Below are 22380 nucleotides of genomic sequence, written 5' to 3' on the forward strand. Positions count from 1 at the left end.
TCGATCGACGCGGACGAACCGTGGATGCGCGGGCTGCACGCGGACACGGGCTACCTGCTGTACCGCCTGGGCCTGCGCTCGGGGCAGCTCTTCAACACGTTCCTGCAGGAGTCGGGGGTGCGGCTGCGCCACTACGCGGTGCTGCGTTTCCTCGCCACCTCGGAGGGGGCGCTCCAGCGGGAGCTGAGCACCCGGCTCGGCTACGACCCGAGCGCGATCGTCGGCCTGGTCGACGACCTGGAGAAGCTGGGCTTCGCCGAGCGGCGCCCCTCCCCCGACGACCGCCGCAGCCGGATCGTCGTCCTCACCGAGGCCGGCGGTGCCTTCCTGCGGGACACCGACGAGGCGGGCCGGCGGGTCACCGACGATCTGCTGGGCCCGCTCGACCCCGCCGAGCGCCAGGCGCTCCACGCTCTGCTGCTGCGCGTCGCCGACCGGCCATGACCGCCGCCGCCCGCTCCGCACCCGAGCGGCTGCTGTCGGTGCTGGCCGCGTTCGACCACGGGCATCCGGCGCTCAGCCTGAGCGGCATCAGCCGCCGGGCCGGGCTCTCCCTGACCACCGCGCACCGCCTGGTCGGCGCGCTCACCACGTGGGGCGCGCTGGAGCGGGACGCCGACGGTTTCTACCACGTGGGGCTGCGGCTCTGGGAGCTGGCCGCGCTGGCGCCCCGGGGGCTGGCGCTGCGTCAGGTCGCGCTGCCGTATCTGGAGGACCTGTACGAGGCGACCCATGAGAACGTGCAGTTGGCGGTGCGGGACGGCTCCGAGGTCGTCTACATCGAGTGGCTGTCGGGGCGTTCGGCGGTGGGCGTGCACATCCGGGTGGGCGCCCGCTGGCCGCTGCATGCGACGGGGGTGGGCCTGGTCCTGCTCGCGCACGAGAGCCCTGGGTTCCAACTGGATTACTGCGCCAGCCCGTTGGACTCCTTCACCCCGTACACCATCACGGATCCGGGCCGGTTGCGGCGCTCGCTGGCCGAGGTGCGGCGCACCGGGGTCGCGGTGAGCAGCCGTCAGGTGACCGACGACGCGCTGTCGGTGGCGGCTCCGGTGCGCGGGGCGGCGGGGCAGGTGCTCTCGGCCGTCTCGGTGGTGGTGCCCCAGGCCGACGCCCAGGTACCGGCGCTGGTCCCGGCGGTACGGCTGGCGGCCCGTGGCATCTCCCGGGCCCTGGGCTGGCAGCCGGAACGCCCGGAAAGGGCCGGGTAGCGCCGCCCGTTCCCGGCCAGTCGCGGTGGGTGTGGAGAAAGGCCGAGCGCGTGTAGGGAGATCAGGTCGGGGGCGTGGACCTGCTCTGGGCGCCGCCCTTGCCGGCCGGGATCTCCTCGCGGATGCCGTGGGCCACCGGTACTCGGGAAGCAGTCGCAGGCCTGGGCGAAGCCGACGGCGGGGGTGTCCGGGTGCGCGTCCCCGCCGGTCGTCCGGCGGGGACGCGCACCCGTGCCGTCGGCTCAGGCGGGCAGTGCCGCGCGCAACCGCCGGTCGCGGGGCGCCGGTTTGCGGTCGAGGCGGGCGTCCAGCAGACGCCGGGCGGCGTCGCAGCGGCCGCCCGCGACCAGCGCGTACAGCAACGTCTCCGCCACGACCTCCCGTTGGGCCGCGCTGCCGCCGACCCTGCGCAGCACCGGCAGCAGGGCGTCGAGACCCCGGGCCGCCTCGTGGAAGCGCTCCTCGACGAGATCGGCGAAGGCCTCGCACAGCGGCGCGATCACCTCCCGCTGCACCGGGTCGGCGGCGGCCGCGTGGTCGCGCAGCCGGCGCAGCGCGGGCAGGTCGCCGGCGGCGGTGAGGGCGACGGCCACGTGCAGCGCGGTGAACGCGGTCGCGGGCCGCTCCAGCACCTCCCGGGCCACCGAGTCCAGGACGTCCGCCGCCGGCAGGTCCCCGTCCCAGCTGTCGCTGAGCCGGGCCCGCCACAGCAGCGAACCGGAGTCCACCAGCGCCCGCACCCCGCCCACCCGGCCCGGCTGGAGCTGGGCGAACCAGCGGCGGCGGACGGCGGCCGGGTCGTCGAGGGCGAGTTCGTGCAGGGCGATGTGCCAGGAGAAGTGCGCCCGGTGCACCGCGCCCCGTCCGCGCCCGGACACCCAGCCGTCGAGCCAGTCCCGGCCCGCCTCGTGCGCCCCGGACTCGTAGTGGACGTGGGCCAGGGCGTGCACCGCGTGCCCGGAGGCGGGCTCGGCGGCCAGCGCGCGGTGGGCCAGCTCGGCCGCCTCGTGCAGCCGGCCCTGCTCCTGGCGCAGGAAGGCCAGCAGCGAGGTGTGGAACCAGTGCCCGTCGTAGGCCGGCGAGGTCAGGTCGAGCAGGCGCAGGGCGTCGTCGTCCTGGAGATCGCTCACCCCGGAGAACGCGATGGTGGGCACGGCGGCCGCGAGCGCCAGCGCGTCTCCCGGGTGCTCCCGCAGATGCCGTACGAGCGCCGCGTCCCCGTCGTCGCCGGTCACCCGGCGGGTGACCACGTCCACGAAGGACCGTTCGCGTTCGTCGGCGCGCTCGCGGGCCGAGCGCTGGGCGTCGGCGAGGGCGCGGGGCACGTCGACGGCGGCGGCGCACTCGTGGCCCAGCAGGGCCAGGGCCGCGTGGCCGAGGGCGAAGCCGGGGTCGAGGGCGACCGCGCGGGCGAGGGCGTCCTCGGCGCCGGAGCGCACCTTGAGGACCCGGTCGAGACCGCTGCGGTAGGCGGCGGCCGCCTCGGCGTGGGTGGAGAGCGGCAGCCCGTGGCCGTCGAGGGGACGCCGGGAGGCCCGACTGCGCCCGGGCAGCGGCAGCAGCCGCTGGGCCAGCTCGGCGGCCTGCACGCGGATCTCGGGGATCGCCGTGGTCTCCCACAGCTCGCCACGGCGCGGGGCGCCGAGCGTGAACAGGGGCCCCGCGGCGCGGCCTTGGGCATCGAGGAGCCGTCCGTCGCGGGTGGCCGCGCCCATGCCCAGCGGTCCGGGCACGGCGAGCCCGGCGGTGAACAGGGCCTGCCACAACGGCGCGTCCAGACGGCGGCCGGGTCCGGTGCAGTCCACCACCCAACCGACGTGCACCACATGGCCGTTGGACAGCTCGACGGCGAGAGGGCCGGACTCGCCGGCCGTGACACGGGCCACGGTGCCGGTGTGGACGTGCAGGCGGCGTGCGGTGCGGGCGCGGGAGACGTGTTCCGCGGTGGCGGGGGCCATCCGGTGGCGGTGGGTGTTCCACAGGGCGCCCTCGCGGGCCAGGAACTCCTCGCGCTCCTCGGGGGTGAGGCTGCGCCACAGCCGAGCGGTGTGCGGGCGGAGGCTGTCCAGGCCCGGGCGCCAGTCGCCGTGGGTGCGTACCGAGCGGCTCACCTGGCGGTAGACCGCGCGGCGCAGCCGGCCCAGCGACGTGTCGTCGAGGCCCTCCGGGGCGGGCATCGCGCCGGCCGGGCCGAGGGCGTGCGGCTGGGGCAGCAGCCCGCTGCGGGACAGGGCGTGCATGGCACGGCCGGGGCGGTCGAGGGTGAGGGCGAGGTCGACGGCGGTCAGACCGGTGCCGACCAGCAGGACGTCCTCGGGGCTGTCCAGTACGGGGTCCAGGGCACCTGGCGCCCACGGGGTGCCGACGAACCGGTCCGAGGCGCGCAGGGCGGGCGGGGCCCAGCCGCCGGTGGCCCCGGCGGGACCGGTGGCCAGCACGGCGCTGTCCGCCGGCACGGGTCCCCCGGCGGCGAGGTGGAGTTCCAGCCGACCGTCGGGGGTGCCGGTACAGGACTCCGCGCGGGTGCGCAGCCGGCGGACCGCGACCGTGCCGTGGGCACGCACGAGGGCCTGGCCGAGGGTGTCGGCGAGGTAGGCGCCGTAGCGGTAGCGGGTGGCGAAGTCGGCGCCGGTGACGGTGGGTTCGCCGTGCCGGCACAGCCAGCGCAGGAAGTGCCCGGGGTCGTCCGGGTAGGCGCTCATGTTGCCGGCGGGCACGTTGAGGCGGTGCCGGGGGTCGCGAGTGGCGTAGGCGGTGCCCCGGCCCGCCTCCGGGGCCGGGTCGATCAGGACGAGGTCGAGCGGGGTCCGGCGGCGGTGCGCCGTCTCGCAGAGCTGGACGGCGGTGAGGGTGCCCGCCGCTCCTGCTCCCACGATGGCCACGCTCTGCCGCTTGCGGACGTCGGTCACGGAATACCTCCGGCGGGGGATCGGCGTACTGGTTCTTCACTCTTCCGATCGGATAGGTGGGGAAGCCCTTCCGGGAGGGGGATCTCACCGGAAACTCAGGCCGCCGGTCGGGCGTTCATACTCTGTTCACGAACCAAGCCGCGGACAACCGGAGTTCCGGTCGACTCGTTCCGGCTCCGCAGGGCGACACCCGGAGCTCCTCATGGGAATCTCAGGGATCACCCCCGCGATTCAAAGGAACCGCCCATACAACCGGCGCAGGATGCCCTGACACAGGTGGACAAGTCAGGAAGGCGTGTCGTGGGCGTCCAGCACATATCGAACGGGTCCGGTCGGCAGTCGCGGAGGTGGTCCCGGCGCGGACTCCTCGCCGCTCTCGGCGCGGTGCCCGCGGGGGTCGCGCTGGCCGGATGCGGTTCCTCGGCGGACGCCTCGGCCGCCACCGACGGCAAGGGCGCGACGGCCCCGGCCAAGTCCGCGACCAAGAAGGCCACGATCACGGTCACCCCCGTCTCCGGCACCAGGAAGGCCGACTTCACCAGCCCGGTGGAGGTCACGGTGACCGACGGCACGCTGGCCTCCGTGACGGTCGCGGGCAACGACGGCTCTACGCTGTCGGGCACCTTCGACGACGCGAGGACGACATGGACGTCGGCGAAGAACCCCTACTCCGGCACGAAGTACACGGTGACGGCGAAGGCGCGGGGCGCGACCGACGAGACGGTGGCCACCTTCACCACGAAGTCCCCGGGTGAGACCTTCCTCGGCTACTTCACGCCGGAGGCGGACTCCACGTCCGGTGTCGGCATGCCGGTGTCGATCAACTTCACGCACGCGGTCGCGGACCGGGCGGCGGTCCAGAAGGCGATCACGGTGACGGCCGAGCCGCAGGTCGAGATCGTCGGGCACTGGTTCAGCGACACCCGGCTCGACTTCCGCCCGGAGACGTACTGGGCGGCCGGCACGAAGATCACCCTCAGTCTGCGGCTGAAGGACGTCGAGGGCACCGACGGTGTCTACGGCACCCAGTCGAAGGACGTCACCTTCCACATCGGCCGGGAGCAGATCTCCACGGTCGACCTGTCCACCAAGCAGATGGTGGTCAAGCGGGACGGCGCCACGTACGCCAGTTACCCGGTCTCCGGCGGCGACTCCGACCACACCACCTGGTCCGGGATCATGGTGATCAGCGAGCGGTTCAAGCAGACCCGGATGGAGTCCTCCACGGTCGGCCTCGGCGACGAGTACGACATCTCCGACGTCCCGCACGCCCAGCGCCTGACCACCTCCGGCACCTTCGTGCACGGCAACTACTGGGCGTCCACCTCGGTGTTCGGCAGCCAGAACACCAGCCACGGCTGTGTCGGCCTGCACGACGCCAAGGGCGCGAGCGGCTCCTCGGTGGCCGGCTACAAGTTCTACGAGAGCTCGATGCTCGGCGACGTGGTGATCGTGAAGAACTCCGGCGAGAGGACCGTCGAGGCCTCCAACGGCCTCAACGGCTGGAACCTGCCCTGGTCGGACTGGAAGGCCGGCAGCGCGGTCTGACCCGCAGCCGCCTTCACCGCCTGAACTCCCGTGGGAAACAAGGAGATTCTTTGTTTTAACTCTTGACGGCCGCAGGCACGGAGAGCACATTGGGCCCACTTTGAGAGCGCTCTCAGCAACGTCTCCCGGCGCTCTCGGAGGCATCCCGCGCACCCCCACTCCGTACCCGAGAGGCACCCCATGAGCGAAACCTCCGGTATACCCCCCGCGGATCACAGACGGCGGCGCTCCCTCCGCCGCGCCCTCGTCGCCGTACTCGCCACGATCGGTCTGGCGGCCGCGGCCGCCACCACCGCCACCCTGCCCGCAAGCGCCTCCGCGCCCGGTACGCCGTCCGGCTGGAGCCAGGTCTTCCTCGACGACTTCAACGGCACCGCCGGCACCGGCGTCAACACCTCCAACTGGCAGTACGACACCGGGATCTCGTACCCCGGCGGCGCGGCCAACTGGGGCACGGGCGAGGTCGAGACGATGACCTCGTCCACCAACAACGTCGCGCTCGACGGCAACGGCAATCTGACGATCACCCCGCGCCGCGACGCGTCGGGCAACTGGACGTCGGGCCGCATCGAGACCACCCGCACCGACTTCCAGCCCCCGGCCGGCGGCAAACTGCGCGTCGAGGCGCGGTTGCAGATGCCCAATGTCACCGGCACGGCGGCGCAAGGGTACTGGCCCGCGTTCTGGATGCTCGGGGCGCCGTTCCGCGGCAACTACCAGAACTGGCCGTCCGTCGGCGAGCTGGACATCATGGAGAACGTGCAAGGCCTGAACACCACGTGGGCCACCATGCACTGCGGCACGAACCCGGGCGGTCCGTGCAACGAGACCACCGGTATCGGCAACTCCACCTCCTGCCCCAACACCACCTGCCAGTCCGGCTTCCACACCTACACGATGGAGTGGGACCGCTCGGTGAGCCCCGAGGCGATCCGCTTCTACGTCGACGGCGTCAACTACCAGACGGTGACGGCCAACCAGGTCGATGCCACGACCTGGTCCAACGCCACCAACCACGGCTTCTTCGTCATCCTGAACGTGGCGATGGGCGGCGGTTTCCCCGGCGCGTTCGGCGGTGGCCCCTACAGCACCACCGAGCCGGGCCACCCGATGGTCGTCGACTATGTGCAGGTGCTCCAGTCCAGCGGCAGCGGTGGCGGCACCACGCCCCCGCCGTCCGGTAACCGTGACGCCTACAGCGCCATCCAGGCGGAGTCGTACGACAGCCAGTCCGGCGTGACCGCCGAGACGACGACCGACACGGGCGGCGGCCAGGACATCGGTTACGTCGCCAACGGCGACTGGGCGCTGTACAAGGGCGTCAACTTCGGCTCGTCGGCGGCCACTCAGTTCAAGGCGCGAGTCGCGAGCGGTGCGGCGAGCGGTGTCAGCGGGCTGGTGGAGGTCCGTCTCGACAGCCGCAGCAACGCGCCCATCGGCAGTTTCGCCGTGGGCAACACCGGCGGCTGGCAGACCTGGACGACGGTCCCGGCCAACATCAGCGCGGTGACGGGCACCCACGACGTCTACCTGACCTTCAGCAGCGGTCAGCCGGCGGACTTCGTGAACGTGAACTGGTTCGACTTCGGTCACTGACGCGGGAGTCGGACACGCGGCGCCGGGGTTGCCTCCGGCGCCGTCGCCGTGTCAGCGCAGTTCCGCGCGGAACGCCACCGGCGTCTGCCCCGTGTGCAGGTGGAAGAACTTGGAGAAGTTCGCCGCGTCCGGGAAGCCGATCGCCGCGCCCACCCGGCCGATCGGGAGGTCCGTGTGGGCCAGCAGGCGTTTGGCCTCCAGGACGACCCGCTTGTCGATGAAGCCCTTCGGGGTCTCCCCGGTGGCGGCGCGGACCGCGCGGACCAGGGTGCGGCGGGAGTAACCGAGGGCGTCGGCGTAGGCGCTGACACTGTGGTTGGTGGCGAAGTCCTCCTCCACCGCGTCCCTGAAAAGGGTGAAAGTCGTATCGGCCTGGCGGCGGGCCGCCTCCGCCGAGCTGGCCGCGAGATGCGCGAGCCGCAGCAGGAGCGCCGTGAGCGAGTGCCGCAGGACCGAGGTGTGCAGACTCAGGGGGAGGGTCTCGTTGTCCTCGTACTCGCGTTGCAGGTTGGCGAGCGATGCCCGCAACGCGGTGAGCTGCGGCGCGTCGGGACGGAGCAGGGGCGGCAGGTCGTACCGGTAGAGGCCGGTCGCCTCCACGATCGCCCTCGGCAGGAATCCGGGCTGCATGGTCAGGACACTTCCGCGGTACTCGCAGGTCCGCGAGAAGCGGTGCACCTGTCCGGGCCGGATCCACAGCAGGTCACCGGCTTGTGCCTGGTACTCGGCGAAGTCGATCATGTGACGGACCGGGCCCTCGGTGAAGAGCATGACCACGTGGAAGTCGATGCGGTGGACGCGTTCCAGGGGGGCGTCGGCGTGCCACATGCGCTCGGTCCCCATCGGGCCGACCTGTATGCCGACGCCGCCGACGCTCAGATCCACCGGGAAGGGGAAGGTTCTGATTCCGTCACCGTCGCCTGCCCCTTCGGGCGTTCTGTCCGCCATGTCCTTCTCGTGCCGTCCCTGTCGAAGATCCGTGTCCCACTTTCACCACAGGCTGACACACTCCAACCTTCCTTCCTAAAAGTCAGACTTTTAGTTTTGAACGCGTCAGGCCAGCCAGAACGCTTCTAACGAGGACTTCTTGAAGATGAGCACGCAGACATCAGACGGCTTCGAGTGGACCGACCTGGACCGGCGTGCCGTGGACACCGCGCGCCTGCTCGCGGCCGACGCCGTGCAGCAGGTCGGCAACGGGCACCCCGGCACCGCAATGAGCCTGGCCCCGGCCGCGTACACGATCTTTCAGAAGGTGATGCGGCACGATCCGGCCGACCCGGAGTGGACCGGCCGGGACCGTTTCGTGCTCTCCCCCGGCCACACCTCGCTGACCCTCTACACCCAGCTGTTCCTCGCCGGGTACGAGCTGGAGCTTGACGACCTCAAGGCCTTCCGGACGCACGGCTCGAAGACGCCGGGTCACCCGGAGTACGGCCACACGGCCGGTGTCGAGACCACCACGGGACCGCTCGGCCAGGGCGTCGCCAACGCGGTCGGCATGGCGATGGCCGCCCGCTACGAGCGCGGCCTCTTCGATCCGGAGGCCCCCGAGGGCACCTCTCCCTTCGACCACACGATCTGGGCGATCGTCTCCGACGGGGACCTGGAGGAGGGCGTCTCCGCCGAGGCCTCCTCGATGGCCGGCCACCAGAAGCTCGGCAACCTGGTCTTCCTCTACGACGACAACCACATCTCCATCGAGGGCGACACCGCGACCGCGTTCTCCGAGGACGTGCTGGGTCGGTACGAGGCCTACGGCTGGCACACCCAGCGCATCGAGCCCACCGCCGAGGGTGACGTCGACGTTCACGCCCTGTACGCGGCCCTGAAGGCGGCCCAGGCGGAGACCGAGCGGCCGTCGATCATCGCGATGCGCACGATCATCGCCTGGCCCGCGCCGAACGCGCGGAACACCGAGGCCTCCCACGGCTCCGCGCTCGGCGCGGACGAGGTCGCCGCCACCAAGCGCGTCCTCGGCTTCGACCCGGAGCGGAGCTTCGAGGTGGCCGGCGAGGTGCTGGCCCACACCCGCCGGGCGCTCGACCGGGGCGCCGAGGAGCACGCCGCCTGGGACAAGCGGATCGCCGAGTGGCGCACCGCCCGGCCGCAGCAGGCGCGGCTCTTCGACCGGGTCGTCGCCGGCCAGCTCCCCGAGGGCTGGGAGTCCGAGATCCCCGTCTTCGAGGAGGGCAAGTCCCTCGCCACCCGGGCCGCCTCCGGCAAGGTCCTCCAGGCGCTCGGCCCGGTACTGCCCGAGCTGTGGGGCGGCTCCGCCGACCTCGCGGGCTCCAACAACACCACCATCGACAAGACGTCCTCCTTCCTGCCGAAGGGCAACCCGCTGCCCGAGGCCGACCCGTACGGCCGTACCGTCCACTTCGGGATCCGCGAGTTCTCGATGGCCGCCGAGATGAACGGCATCGCGCTGCACGGCAACACCCGGATCTACGGCGGCACCTTCCTGGTGTTCTCCGACTACATGCGCAACGCCGTCCGCATGGCCGCGCTCATGCAGCTCCCGGTGACCTACGTATGGACCCATGACTCCATCGGTCTCGGCGAGGACGGCCCCACCCACCAGCCGGTCGAGCACCTCGCCTCGCTGCGCGCCATCCCGGGCCTGAACGTCGTCCGCCCGGCCGACGCCAACGAGACCGCGACGGCGTGGGCCGAGATCCTGAAGAGGCACGCCACGCACCCCGCCCCGCACGGGCTCGCGCTGACCCGCCAGGGCGTGCCGACGTACGCGCCGAACCCGGACGCGGCCAAGGGCGGCTACGTGCTGCGCGAGTCGTCCACCGAGACCCCGGAGGTGATCGTCATCGCCACCGGTTCCGAGGTGCACCTGGCCGTCGAGGCGCGGGACCTCCTGGAGGCCGAGGGGATCGGCACCCGGGTGGTCTCGATGCCGTCCGTGGAGTGGTTCGAGGAGCAGCCCCGCGAGTACCGCGAGAGCGTCCTGCCGCCGGCCGTGAAGGCGCGGGTCGCCGTCGAGGCCGGGATCGGCCTGACCTGGTACCGGTTCGTCGGCGACGCCGGACGGATCGTCTCCCTGGAGCACTTCGGTGCCTCCGCCGACGCCAAGACCCTGTTCGCCGAGTTCGGGTTCACCGCCGAGCACGTGGCCGCCGCGGCCCGCGAGTCGCGCGCCGCCGCCCGTACCGCCTGATCCGCCCGACTGAAGCCCCGACAGCAGTACCAGAAGAGCCAGAAGAGTTCCGGTAGAGGAAGATGATCACTGTGACCGAAGCAACCGCCACCGCGGGAGCACTGAAGAACCTGTCCGACGAGGGCGTCTCGATCTGGCTGGACGACCTGTCGCGCAAGCGGATCAGCACCGGCAACCTGGCCGAGCTCGTCGCGACGAGGAACGTCGTCGGCGTCACCACCAACCCCTCGATCTTCCAGGCCGCCATCGGCTCGGGCGAGGGGTACGAGGAGCAGCTGGCCGACCTCGCCGTGCGGGGCGTCACGGTCGACGAGGCCGTCCGCATGATGACCACGCAGGACGTGCGCGCCGCCGCGGACGTGCTGCGCCCCGTGTACGACGCGACGGGCGGCCGGGACGGCCGGGTCTCCATCGAGGTCGACCCCCGGCTGGCCCACGACACCACGGCCACGGTCGCCGAGGCCAAGCAGCTCAGCTGGCTGGTCGACCGCCCCAACGTCATGATCAAGATCCCGGCGACGAAGGCCGGCCTCCCGGCGATCACCGAGGTCATCGGCCTCGGCATCAGCGTCAACGTCACGCTGATCTTCTCGCTGGACCGCTACCGCGAGGTCATGGCCGCGTACTCGGCCGGCCTGGAGCGGGCAGCCGCCAAGGGCCTGGACCTCTCCACGATCCACTCGGTGGCCTCCTTCTTCGTCTCCCGCGTCGACGCCGAGATCGACAAGCGGCTGACGGTCCTCGGCACCGACGAGGCGCTGGCCCTCAAGGGCCGGGCCGCGCTGGCCAACGCGCGGCTCGCCTACGAGGCCTACGAGCAGGTCTTCGCCGGTGACCGCTGGACCGCCCTGGAGTCCGCCGGCGCGAACCGGCAGCGCCCGCTGTGGGCCTCCACCGGCGTGAAGGACCCGTCGTACAAGGACACCCTCTACGTCGACGAGCTGGTCGCGCCGGGCACGGTCAACACCATGCCGGAGGCGACGCTGAACGCCACCGCCGACCACGGCGACGTCCGCGGTGACACGGTGACCGGCGGCTACGACCGGGCCCGCGCCGACCTGGCGGCCGTCGAGCGGCTCGGCGTCTCCTACGACGAGGTCGTGGGCAAGCTGGAGGACGAGGGTGTCGCCAAGTTCGAGGTGGCCTGGCAGGAGCTGCTGGACGCCGTCACGAAGTCCTTGAACAGCAAGGGAGTTGACGCGTAATGAGCGAGACCGCCAAGGAGGTGCGGGTGCCCGTGGCGCCCGCCGCCGACTGGGACAACCCGTTGCGGGACGCGCGCGACCGGCGGCTGCCGAGGGTCGCCGGGCCGTCCGGCCTGGTCATCTTCGGGGTGACCGGTGACCTGTCCCGCAAGAAGCTGATGCCGGCCGTCTACGACCTGGCCAACCGCGGTCTGCTGCCGCCGGGCTTCTCGCTCGTCGGCTTCGCCCGCCGGGACTGGGAGGACCAGGACTTCGCCCAGGTCGTCCACGACGCCGTGCGGGAGCACGCCCGAACCCCGTTCCGCGAGGAGGTCTGGCAGCAGCTCGCCGAGGGCATGCGCTTCATCCCCGGCGACTTCGACGACGACACGGCCTTCAAGCAGCTGAAGGCCGCCGTCGACGAGCTGGACGGCTCCCGGGGCACCGGCGGGAACTTCGCCTTCTACCTCTCCGTGCCGCCGAAGTTCTTCCCGAAGGTCGTGCAGCAGCTGAAGAAGGTCGGCCTGGCCACCCCGCCGGCCGGGTCCTGGCGGCGCGCGGTCATCGAGAAGCCGTTCGGCCACGACCTGGCGTCGGCGCAGGACCTCAACCGGGTCGTGCACGACGTGTTCGACCCGGAGCAGGTGTTCCGGATCGACCACTACCTGGGCAAGGAGACCGTCCAGAACATCCTGGCGCTGCGCTTCGCCAACCAGATGTACGAGCCGATCTGGAACCGCAGTTACGTCGACCACGTGCAGATCACCATGGCCGAGGACATCGGTATCGGCGGCCGCGCGGGGTACTACGACGGCATCGGGTCGGCCCGTGACGTCATCCAGAACCACCTGCTCCAGCTGATGGCCCTGACCGCCATGGAGGAGCCGATCGCGTTCGACGCGGACGCGCTGCTCACCGAGAAGCTGAAGGTCCTGAAGTCGGTGCGGCTGCCGGAGGACCTGGGCAAGCACACCGTGCGCGGCCAGTACGCCGAGGGCTGGCAGGGCGGCGAGAAGGTGATCGGCTACCTCCAGGAGGACGGTATCGACCCCAAGTCGAAGACCGACACCTACGCCGCGGTCAAGGTGGAGATCGACAACCGCCGCTGGGCGGGCGTCCCCTTCTACCTGCGCACCGGCAAGCGGCTCGGCCGCCGCGTCACCGAGATCGCCGTCGTCCTCCAGCGGGCCCCGCACTCTCCCTTCGACTCGACGGCCACCGAGGAACTCGGCGCGAACGCGATCGTCATCCGCGTCCAGCCCGACGAGGGCATGACGGTCCGGTTCGGCTCCAAGGTGCCGGGCACCTCCATGGAGATCCGGGACGTGACGATGGACTTCGCGTACGGCGAGTCGTTCACCGAGTCCAGCCCCGAGGCGTACGAGCGGCTCATCCTGGATGTGCTGCTCGGTGACGCCAATTTGTTCCCCCGTCACCAGGAAGTGGAAGAGTCCTGGAAGATCCTCGACCCGATCGAGACGTACTGGGCGAAGCATGGCAAGCCCGCGCAGTACGAGTCGGGCACCTGGGGACCGAAGGAAGCCGACGAGATGCTCGCACGAGACGGACGGAGCTGGCGCAGGCCATGAAGATCGACCTGACCGACACCACGGCAAGTAAGATCAACAAGGCGCTGGTGCAGGGTCGCCGCGCCATCGGAACCCCTGCGGTGGGCATGGTCCTGACGATGGTGATCGTCACGGACGAGGAGAACGCCTACGACTCGATCAAGGCGGCCGAGGAGGCCTCGCACGAGCACCCCTCGCGCACCCTGGTCGTCATCAAGCGGCACGCCCGCACCCTGCGCGACCGCACCGCCTCCCGCCTGGACGCGGAGGTCCGGGTGGGCTCCGAGGCCGGCACCGGCGAGACGGTCGTGCTGCGCACCTACGGCGAGGTCTCCGACCACGCCGACTCGGTGGTGCTGCCGCTGCTGCTGCCGGACGCCCCGGTCGTCGTGTGGTGGCCGGTGGAGGCCCCGGACACCCCGTCCAAGGACCCGCTCGGCGCCCTCGCCCAGCGCCGGATCACCGACCTGTACGCCGTCGAGCGGCCGATGGAGGTCCTGGAGGCCCGCGGCCGCAACTACGCGCCAGGCGACACCGACCTCGCCTGGACCCGGCTCACCCTGTGGCGGTCCATGCTGGCCGCCGCCCTCGACCAGGCCCGGGTCGCCGTGACCTCGGCGGCCGTCGAGGCCGAGGCGGACAACCCCAGCGCCGAACTCCTCGCCCGCTGGCTGGAGGCCCGCCTGGGTGTCAAGGTGGACCGCGTGGTCTCCCCCGGCCCGGTCGTCACGAAGGTACGGCTGGGCACCGCGACCGGCGAGATCGTCATCGACCGCCCCGAGGGCCCGCTGGCCACCCTGACCCTGCCGGGCCAGCCGCCGCGCACCCTCGCGCTGAAGGTCCGCGCCACCTCAGAACTGATCGCCGAGGAGCTGCGCCGCCTCGACGCCGACGAGATGTACGCCATCGCTCTCCGGGGCGAGGGCACCAAGGAGACCGCTTCCGATGTCTGACAATCCCCGGCTCACCCAGCGGCCCGAGTGGGCCGCCCTGGAGGACCACCGCGCCCAGGGACAGCCGGTCCTGCGTGAGCTGTTCGCGACGGACCCGGCTCGCGCCGAGCGGTACGTCGTACGGGTCGGCGACCTGTACATCGACTACAGCAAGCACCTGATCACGGACGAGACCCTCGCCCTGCTCCAGGAACTGGCCACCGCCACCGACGTGTTCGGGCTGCGGGACGCGATGTTCCGCGGCGAGAAGATCAACGTCACCGAGCGGCGGGCGGTCCTGCACACCGCTCTGCGCGCCCCGCGTGACGCGGTGGTCGAGGTGGACGGCGAGAACGTGGTGCCGGCCGTGCACGCGGTCCTGGACAAGATGGGCGACTTCGCCGGGCGGGTCCGCTCCGGCGAGTGGACCGGCCACACCGGCAAGCGCATCAGGAACGTCGTCAACATCGGCATCGGCGGCTCCGACCTGGGCCCGGCGATGGCCTACGAGGCCCTGCGGGCCTTCACGGCACGGGAGTTGACGTTCCGTTTCGTGTCCAACGTGGACGGCGCCGACCTGCACGAGGCGACCCGCGACCTGGACCCCGCGGAGACGCTGTTCATCGTCGCCTCGAAGACGTTCACGACGATCGAGACGATCACCAACGCGACCTCGGCGCGGAAGTGGCTGCTCGACGGTCTCGAAGGTGACGAGAAGGCGGTGGCGAAGCACTTCGTCGCCCTCTCCACGAACGGCGAGAAGGTCACGGACTTCGGCATCGACCCGGACAACATGTTCGAGTTCTGGGACTGGGTCGGCGGCCGCTACTCCTACGACTCCGCCATCGGCCTCTCGCTGATGATCGCGATCGGCCCGGACCGCTTCCGCGAGATGCTCGACGGCTTCCACCTGGTCGACGAGCACTTCCGCACCGCCCCCGCCGAGGCCAACGCGCCCCTGCTGCTCGGCCTGCTGGGCATCTGGTACGGCAACTTCTTCGACGCCCAGTCGCACGCGGTGCTGCCGTACTCGCACTATCTCTCCAAGTTCACCGCCTACCTGCAGCAGCTGGACATGGAGTCCAACGGCAAGTCGGTGGACCGGGACGGCCGTCCGGTGGACTGGCAGACGGGTCCCGTGGTGTGGGGCACGCCCGGCACCAACGGTCAGCACGCCTATTACCAGTTGATCCACCAGGGCACGAAGCTGATCCCGGCGGACTTCATCGGCTTCGCCGAGCCGGTCGCCGAGCTGAGCGGTGAACTCAAGGCGCAGCACGACCTGTTGATGGCGAACTTCTTCGCCCAGACCCAGGCGCTGGCCTTCGGCAAGACGGCCGAGGAGGTCCGCGCGGAGGGCGTCGCGGAGGAGCAGGTCGCGCACCGCACCTTCCAGGGCAACCACCCGACGACGACGGTCCTGGCCCGTGAGCTGACTCCGTCCGTGCTCGGCCAGCTGATCGCGCTGTACGAGCACAAGGTGTTCGTCCAGGGCGCCGTCTGGGACATCGACTCCTTCGACCAGTGGGGCGTGGAGCTCGGCAAGGTCCTCGCCAAGCGCATCGAGCCCGCCCTGACCGAAGGCGCCGACGTGCCCGGCCTCGACCCGTCCACCACCGCTCTGGTCTCCACGTACCGCACGCTTAGGAAGTGAACTGACATGCAGCTCGGACTCATCGGCCTCGGCAAGATGGGCGGCAACATGCGCGAGCGGATCCGCCGCGCGGGCCACACCGTCATCGGCTACGACCGCAACCCGGACGTCTCCGACGTCAAGAGCCTCGCGGAGCTGGTCGACAAGCTCGACGCCCCGCGCACGGTCTGGGTGATGGTCCCGGCCGGCACCGCCACCCAGTCCGTCATGGACGAGCTCAAGGACCTGCTGTCCGAGGGCGACACGGTGGTCGACGGCGGCAACTCCCGCTGGACGGACGACGAGAAGCACGCCGCCGAGCTGGGCATCAAGGGCATCGGCTTCGTCGACGCCGGTGTCTCCGGCGGGGTGTGGGGCCTGCAGAACGGGTACGCCCTGATGGTCGGCGGCGACAAGGAGCACGTCGCACGGCTCCAGCCGATCTTCGAGGCGCTCAAGCCGGAGGGCCCGTACGGCTATGTGCACGCGGGCCGGGTCGGCGCCGGGCACTTCTCCAAGATGGTCCACAACGGCATCGAGTACGCCATGATGCAGGCGTACGCCGAGGGCTGGGAGCTTCTTGAGAAGGTCAAGTCGGTGGACAACGTCCGCGAGGTCTTCCGCTCCTGGCAGGACGGCACCGTCATCCGCTCCTGGCTGCTCGACCTCGCGGTCAACGCCCTGGACGACGACGAGCACCTGGACAAGCTGAAGGGCTTCGCCCAGGACTCCGGCGAGGGCCGCTGGACCGTCGAGGCGGCCATCGACAACGCGGTGCCGCTCCCGGCGATCACCGCCTCCCTGTTCGCGCGGTTCGCGTCCCGCCAGGACGACTCCCCGCAGATGAAGATGATCGCGGCCCTGCGCAACCAGTTCGGCGGCCACGCGGTCGAGTCCGCGAAGGAGTGACCGACGGTGGGGGACCTCCTTCTGGTCCGCCACGGTGAGACGGAGTGGAGCCTGTCGGGACAGCACACCAGCTGGACCGACCTGCCCCTCACCCAGCACGGCGAGGAACAGGCCAAGTCCCTGGCCCCGCTGCTCACCGGACGGACCTGCGCACTGGTACTGGCCAGCCCGCTGAACCGTGCGATACGCACGGCGGAACTGGCCGGACTCACCGGGGTCGTACCCGACCCCGACCTGCACGAATGGGACTACGGCGGCTACGAGGGCATCACCACGGTGGAGATCCACCGCTCCCGCCCCGACTGGTACCTGTGGACCGACGGCGTGCCCCCGGGCCCGGCGGGCCACCCCGGCGAGTCGCCCGAGGAGATCGGGGCGCGGGCCGACCGGGTGCTCGCCAAGGTGGACAAGGCCCTCGCGGGCGACGACGGCGATGTGGTGCTGGTGGCCCACGCCCACTTCCTGCGGGTGCTCACCGCCCGGCGCCTGGGGCTGCCGCCCGCCGAGGGCCGGCTGTTCCAGCTGGCGACCGGGACGGTCAGCAGGTTGTCCATGGAGCACGGGTGGCCCGTGATCGCCGAGTGGAACAAGACGCCATAAGAAACCTCGTGACGGCCCGCCAGTAGCAACTGGCGGGCCGTTTCGACGTGTTGGACCGACCCTGGCAACACCCGCCGTTCGCGCCGAGGCCCGAGACGGAACGCCGTGGGTTTCTACGGCCCCTTTCCTAACCCCTTGTCGAAAGTCCGGCGAAGCCCATAGCCTTGCGCCGCGCCGGTGCCGTCGTGCGACCGGGCCCGGTCGTGACGGGATGGGAGGGGCAGCCGCGTGAAGCGCACATCGCGTGACATCCGCACCGCGAACCGCTACGAGGTGCTGCGCCAGATCATCGCCCGGTCCCCCACCTCCCGGCAGACGCTGGCCGCCGCCACCGGACTGAGCGTCGCCACGGTCGCCACGCTCGTCGGTGAACTGCTCGACCTGCGGATGATCACGGAGGTCGGTTTCGAGGACTCCGCGGGCGGCCGCCCCCGGGGACTGATGGCCGTCAACACGGCCGGCGGCGCGCTGATCGGCGTCGACATGGCGGAGACATACGTCCGGGTCGAGCTCTTCGACCTGGGGCTGAACGTGCTGGCCCGCGCAGTGGAGGAGATGCGTCCCGGGGAGAGCCGGCCCGAGCAGGCGATCGGCCATGTCGCCACGGCGGTCGGCTCGGTGGTGGCGCAGGCCGGGGTGGAGGGCGCGCGGGTGCTGGGCGTCGGGGTGAGCGTGCCGGGCCAGGTCGACCGGGACACCGGGATCGCCGAGTACGCGCCCAACTGGGACTGGCACGACGTGCCGTTGCTGGATCTGCTGGCCGAGCACATCGCCTACCCGCTGTACCTCGACAACCCGTTGCGGGCGAGCGCGGTGGCCGAGCTGTGGTTCGGGGCCGCGCGCGGGCACGAGAACGCCGTGGTGGTGAACCTCGGGACCGGGGTGGGCGCCGGACTGGTCCTGGGCGGCGGGCTCTACCGAGGCGTGAGCAACAGCGCCGGGGAGTGGGGGCACACGACGCTCGTGCTGGACGGCCGGCTGTGCCACTGCGGCAACCACGGCTGTGTCGAGACCTACGTCGGCGCTCCCGGCATCATGCTCAATCTGCGCGAACTCAGCCCGAGCAGCACGCTGTTGCACCCCGAGGACCAGACGGCGACGATCGACGCCCTGGCCCACGAGGCCGGCGTGGGCGATCCGGTGGCCGTCAAGGTGGTCCGCGACACGGCCCGCTACCTGGGCGCGGGCATCGCGGACCTGGTGAACCTGTTCAACCCCGAGGTGGTCGTGCTCAGCAGTTGGGTCGCCAAGAAGCTCGGCACACCGCTGCTCGACGAAGTGCGCGGGGCCGTCCGCCGGCACGCGCTGAGGCGGCCCTTCGCCGCCACCGAGATCGTCCTGTCCCCCGTCCCCACCGACCCGGTGTGCCTCGGCGCGGCCACGTTCGCGCTGGAGGGCGCCCTGCAGTCGGTCGGGCAGCGGACCCCCAGACGCACCACCCCCGCAAGGAGCCGTACCGCACCACCTTCATGACGACGGAAGGGATGCCGTTTTGAACCGCACGACCCGTAGGAAGAGATCGGTCCTCGCCGCGGCCACGGCGGCGGCCGTACTGACCGTCGCAGGGGGCCTGATCGGCTCCCCGCCGGCGAGCGCGGCCGACACCTCGGACACCACCGGCACGGCCCCACCGCCGACGGCAGCAGGGTGATCCTCTACAGCTGCAACAGCGGCGCCAACGAGTCCTGGACCAGGCAGTAGCCGCACCACTGCGCACGAACCGAGCGCCGCCGGCGACCCCCTGATCCGGCGGCCTTCAACTCCCCCTGCGTTCCCGTCCGTTCGCCATTCCGAACCGGGTGCAACGTTTCGCGCAGACTTCGTCCAACCTCTTGCCGAAGTATTAGCCGAAGGTTAACGTCCCGCACCGCAGCGCAATTTCAGCCATCTGGCTTCCGAGGTTCCCCACGGCCGTAGAGCCGCAGCCGCACTCGACAGACAAGGACGTCAGCATGTCGGCACTCAGCAACAACAACTGGTCCCGCCGGTCTCTCTTCCGGGCGGCCGCGGGCATGGCCGCCGCCGGCACACTGGCCGCCTGCGGCGGCAACAACGGGCGGGGCGGGGGGTCGGGGTCGGGCACGCAGCTCACCCAGATGTTCCACGCCTACGGCGAGGCGGGGACGGAGCAGGCCATCAAGAAGTACGCCGCCGCCTACAAGGACGCCAACGTGACCACGCAGTGGATCACCAGTGCCGACTACGAGAGCAAGCTGTTCGCGACCCTGCTCACCAAGAGCGCCCCCGACCTGTTCGAGTTCCACCCGCAGATCCAGATGGTCAAGAGCGGGCAGGTCGCCGACCTGAGCGACCTCATCGACCCGGTCAAGGACGACTTCAACCCGGCCGACATCAAGTCGCACACGGTGGACGGAAAGATCTACGGCGTCCGGATGATCGACGACCCGCAGTTCTTCTTCTACCGGCCCTCGCTCTTCGAGAAGGCCGGCGTCAAGGTCCCGGAGACCCTCGACGAGCTGATCGAGGCCGCCGCCAAGCTCACCACCGGCAAGGTCAAGGGCCTGTACGTGGGCAACGACCTGCACGCGGTCGTCAGCCCCCTGATCTGGTCCGCGGGCGCCGACACCCTCGACGACAAGAACCAGATCGCCTACCACACCGACGGCGTCGTCGAGGGCCTCAAGAAGATGCGCAAGCTGTTCACCAGCGGCGATCTGCTCCTGGGCGCCCCGACCGACTACTGGGACCCCTCCTCGCTCAGCCAGGGCCTGTGCGCCATCCAGTTCTGCGGTATGTGGGCGATGCCGCAGTTCCAGAAGGCCCTCGGCGACGACCTCGGGATCTTCCCCTTCCCGAAGACCGTCGACTCCGGCAAGCAGTCCGTCTACAACGGCGGCTGGTCGATGTTCGTCAACGCCAAGGGCGACAACGTCGACGCGGCCAAGGAGTACGTCAAGTGGCTGTGGATCGACCAGAAGAAGTACCAGGAGGACTGGGCGACCTCGTACGGCTTCCACATCCCGCCGCGCGCCTCGATCGCCGCGTCGGCCACCAAGCTCAAGTCCGGCCTGCCCGCGGAGGGTGTGAAGCTCTTCAACGAGTTCGGGCACTTCGACAACATCGGCTGGACCCAGGCGATGATCCAGGCGACGTGGGACGTCATGGCCAACTGCGTCCGCAAGGACGGTGACCCGGAGAAGGCGCTCGACCAGTGCGACAAGACCGTCAACCGTGAGCTGAAGAAGCTCTTCGGATAGGCGGGCGGACGGACCGGACCATGTCGACGACCACGACGCGCGACCTCGCGAACCCCGCCCCGGCGAAGGCCAAGTCGGTCAAGCCGCGGCGGGGCCTGCGGGGCAGTCGCACCCTCAACTTCTGGCTCTTCATCAGCCCCTTCCTCATCGGGCTGATCGTCTTCATCTACGTGCCGATCGGCTGGAGTGTCTACCTCAGCTTCTTCGACGCACGGTTCACCGTCACGCCGGACAAGTTCATCGGCATCGACAACTACACGTACATGCTGACGGACCCCAAGTTCGTCGGTTCCCTCGGCACCTTCACCGTGTTCGCCGCGTTCATCGTGCCGATCACCTGGGCGGTGTCGCTCGGCCTCGCCCTGCTGGTCGACCGGATACGGTTCATGCGGGCGTTCTTCCGCTCGGTGTTCTTCCTGCCGACCGCATGCAGCTATGTCGCCGCGTCCCTGATCTGGAAGATGTCCATCTTCAGCGGGGTCCGCTTCGGCATGATGAACACCGTCATCGGCTGGTTCGGCGTCGACAACATCGCCTGGCTAGCCTCTCCCAGCCCGCCCTGGTACTGGCTGGTCATCGTCACGGCCCGGCTGTGGCTGCAGTCCGGCTTCTACATGATCCTGTTCCTGGCCGCCCTGCAGAACATCCCCGGCGAGCTGTACGAGGCCGCCGCCATCGACGGCGCCAAGCCGGGCTGGCAGACCTTCCGGTACATCACCCTGCCCCAGCTGCGGGCCACCTCGACGGCGGTGATCCTGCTGCTGCTCATCGCCGCCTACCAGGCCTTCGACGAGTTCTACAACCTGCTCGACAAGACCACCTGGGGCCGGCCTCCGCTGGTCGAGCTCTACTACACCGCCCTCGGCACGGAACAGGACTACGGCGCCGGCAGCGCGGGGGCGGTCATCCTGACCGTGCTGATCATCATCGTCACCCTGTTCCAGGGCAAGATCATGGGCTTCGGACGGGGGGAGGAGGCGAAGTGACCACCACCACGCCCGACACGCACAGGGCCACGCCCACGAAGGGCCGCCGCTCCGGCCGGCGCGGCGGTGGAGTGATGGGCAGCACCGGCCTCTACATCGCCACCGGTGTCGCCACCCTCCTCTTCCTGGTCCCGTTCTACATCCTGCTCCGCAACGCCCTCTCCACGGACCCCCAGATCACCGGAGAGCACTGGGAGTTCTTCCCCACGCACCTCCAGTGGGGCAACGTCAGGGAACTCTTCGACGACCCGCAGGTGGACTTCGCCCGGTCGATGTGGAACTCGCTGGTGGTCGGCGTCTCCATGACCGCCGGCATCCTGCTGGTGTGCTCGCTGGCCGGCTACGCCCTGGCCCGCATCCCCTACAAGCACGCCAACAAGATCTTCTACGTCGTCCTGGGCACCCTGATGGTCCCGACCTCGGTGACCTTCGTGCCCAGCTTCGTGCTGGTCTCCTCGCTGGGCTGGGTGGACACCTACCGGGGCCTGATCATTCCGGGCCTGTTCAGTGGTTTCACCTGCTTCCTGTTCCGGCAGTACTTCCTGGGGTTCCCGAAGGAGCTGGAGGAGGCGGCACGGGTGGACGGGCTCGGCTACTGGGGGGCGTACTGGCGCGTCGTCGTACCCAACTCGCTGAACTTCTTCGCGGCCATCGCCACCATCACCTTCATCAGCGCCTGGAACGCCTTCCTGTGGCCCCTGGTCATCGGTCAGGACCCGGGAGCGTGGACCGTCCAGGTGGTGCTCTCGTCCTACATGACCAACCAGACGGTCGTCTTCCACACGATCTTCATGGCCACCGCCATCTCCATCCTGCCCCTGGTGTTCGTCTTCCTCTTCCTCCAGCGCTGGCTGGTGCAGGGGATCGCGCAGACCGGCATCAAGGGCTGACACGCTTCGAACGACCTGGAGACC

18 protein-coding genes are annotated in these 22380 nt (G+C 70.5%); 16 read left to right on the plus strand and 2 right to left on the minus strand.

What is annotated here, in order from left to right; translation table 11 throughout:
- The first annotated feature begins 24 nt into the window (after positions 1–24).
- Together ACZ4N4_RS07375 and ACZ4N4_RS07380 are read left to right on the plus strand one after the other, a co-directional pair.
- Complete coding sequence (locus tag ACZ4N4_RS07375) at positions 25–444, plus strand: MarR family winged helix-turn-helix transcriptional regulator (RefSeq protein ID WP_453568102.1); 420 nt, start codon at positions 25–27, stop codon at positions 442–444.
- A complete protein-coding gene (locus ACZ4N4_RS07380) occupies positions 441–1211 on the plus strand; it encodes an IclR family transcriptional regulator (RefSeq protein ID WP_467585526.1) in 771 nt (256 codons plus the stop codon). Before ACZ4N4_RS07375 ends, ACZ4N4_RS07380 begins: the two co-directional genes overlap by 4 nt.
- A gap of 242 nt (positions 1212–1453) precedes the next feature.
- Here ACZ4N4_RS07380 and ACZ4N4_RS07385 read toward each other — a convergent pair whose 3' ends face one another.
- Positions 1454–4120 carry an FAD/NAD(P)-binding protein gene (locus tag ACZ4N4_RS07385; protein ID WP_467585529.1) on the minus strand — a complete coding sequence of 889 codons (2667 nt, stop codon included), beginning with the start codon at positions 4118–4120 and terminating at the stop codon, positions 1454–1456.
- 300 nt (positions 4121–4420) lie between these two features.
- On the opposite strand from ACZ4N4_RS07385, the gene ACZ4N4_RS07390 reads away from it, so the two are divergent.
- Entirely contained in the window at positions 4421–5668 is a 1248-nt protein-coding gene (locus ACZ4N4_RS07390) for a L,D-transpeptidase (protein ID WP_467585531.1), read from the plus strand.
- Between the two features lie 180 nt (positions 5669–5848).
- Complete coding sequence (locus tag ACZ4N4_RS07395; protein WP_453567537.1) at positions 5849–7264, plus strand: glycoside hydrolase family 16 protein; 1416 nt, start codon at positions 5849–5851, stop codon at positions 7262–7264.
- A gap of 51 nt (positions 7265–7315) precedes the next feature.
- Here the strand turns inward: ACZ4N4_RS07395 and ACZ4N4_RS07400 are convergent, their stop codons facing one another.
- Positions 7316–8212, minus strand: coding sequence for a helix-turn-helix domain-containing protein (locus ACZ4N4_RS07400; protein WP_453567535.1), 897 nt, complete (start codon positions 8210–8212; stop codon positions 7316–7318).
- Between the two features lie 145 nt (positions 8213–8357).
- Between ACZ4N4_RS07400 and tkt the strand changes: the two genes are divergently transcribed.
- The 12 genes from tkt to ACZ4N4_RS07460 all read left to right on the plus strand — a co-directional run bounded on the left by tkt (position 8358) and on the right by ACZ4N4_RS07460 (position 22356).
- Entirely contained in the window at positions 8358–10436 is a 2079-nt protein-coding gene (gene tkt / locus ACZ4N4_RS07405; protein ID WP_467585534.1) for a transketolase, read from the plus strand.
- Positions 10437–10498: 62 nt separating this feature from the next.
- Positions 10499–11641 (plus strand): transaldolase, encoded by a 1143-nt coding sequence (gene tal / locus ACZ4N4_RS07410; protein WP_453567531.1) that lies wholly within the window; start codon positions 10499–10501, stop codon positions 11639–11641.
- Entirely contained in the window at positions 11641–13209 is a 1569-nt protein-coding gene (gene zwf, locus ACZ4N4_RS07415) for a glucose-6-phosphate dehydrogenase (RefSeq protein WP_467585537.1), read from the plus strand. Before tal ends, zwf begins: the two co-directional genes overlap by 1 nt.
- Positions 13206–14141 (plus strand): glucose-6-phosphate dehydrogenase assembly protein OpcA, encoded by a 936-nt coding sequence (gene opcA / locus ACZ4N4_RS07420; protein ID WP_453567527.1) that lies wholly within the window; start codon positions 13206–13208, stop codon positions 14139–14141. The genes zwf and opcA overlap by 4 nt, the downstream gene beginning before the upstream one ends.
- A complete protein-coding gene (pgi, locus tag ACZ4N4_RS07425; RefSeq protein WP_467585540.1) occupies positions 14134–15774 on the plus strand; it encodes a glucose-6-phosphate isomerase in 1641 nt (546 codons plus the stop codon). Before opcA ends, pgi begins: the two co-directional genes overlap by 8 nt.
- A gap of 6 nt (positions 15775–15780) precedes the next feature.
- The gene (gene gnd / locus ACZ4N4_RS07430) at positions 15781–16662 is read left to right on the plus strand and encodes a phosphogluconate dehydrogenase (NAD(+)-dependent, decarboxylating) (protein WP_467585543.1); all 882 of its coding nucleotides are present in this window, start codon (positions 15781–15783) and stop codon (positions 16660–16662) included.
- A 6-nt stretch (positions 16663–16668) separates the two neighbouring features.
- Positions 16669–17262, plus strand: coding sequence for a histidine phosphatase family protein (locus ACZ4N4_RS07435; protein ID WP_467585545.1), 594 nt, complete (start codon positions 16669–16671; stop codon positions 17260–17262).
- A gap of 228 nt (positions 17263–17490) precedes the next feature.
- Positions 17491–18735 (plus strand): ROK family protein, encoded by a 1245-nt coding sequence (locus ACZ4N4_RS07440; protein ID WP_453567520.1) that lies wholly within the window; start codon positions 17491–17493, stop codon positions 18733–18735.
- 19 nt (positions 18736–18754) lie between these two features.
- Positions 18755–18913 (plus strand): hypothetical protein, encoded by a 159-nt coding sequence (locus ACZ4N4_RS07445; RefSeq protein ID WP_467585548.1) that lies wholly within the window; start codon positions 18755–18757, stop codon positions 18911–18913.
- Between the two features lie 301 nt (positions 18914–19214).
- Complete coding sequence (locus ACZ4N4_RS07450) at positions 19215–20480, plus strand: ABC transporter substrate-binding protein (protein ID WP_453567519.1); 1266 nt, start codon at positions 19215–19217, stop codon at positions 20478–20480.
- Positions 20481–20500: 20 nt separating this feature from the next.
- Complete coding sequence (locus tag ACZ4N4_RS07455; protein WP_467585551.1) at positions 20501–21466, plus strand: carbohydrate ABC transporter permease; 966 nt, start codon at positions 20501–20503, stop codon at positions 21464–21466.
- Positions 21463–22356 (plus strand): carbohydrate ABC transporter permease, encoded by an 894-nt coding sequence (locus ACZ4N4_RS07460; RefSeq protein ID WP_467585553.1) that lies wholly within the window; start codon positions 21463–21465, stop codon positions 22354–22356. The genes ACZ4N4_RS07455 and ACZ4N4_RS07460 overlap by 4 nt, the downstream gene beginning before the upstream one ends.
- Positions 22357–22380: the final 24 nt, after the last annotated feature.

The organism is Streptomyces sp. NPDC026538 (assembly GCF_055567535.1).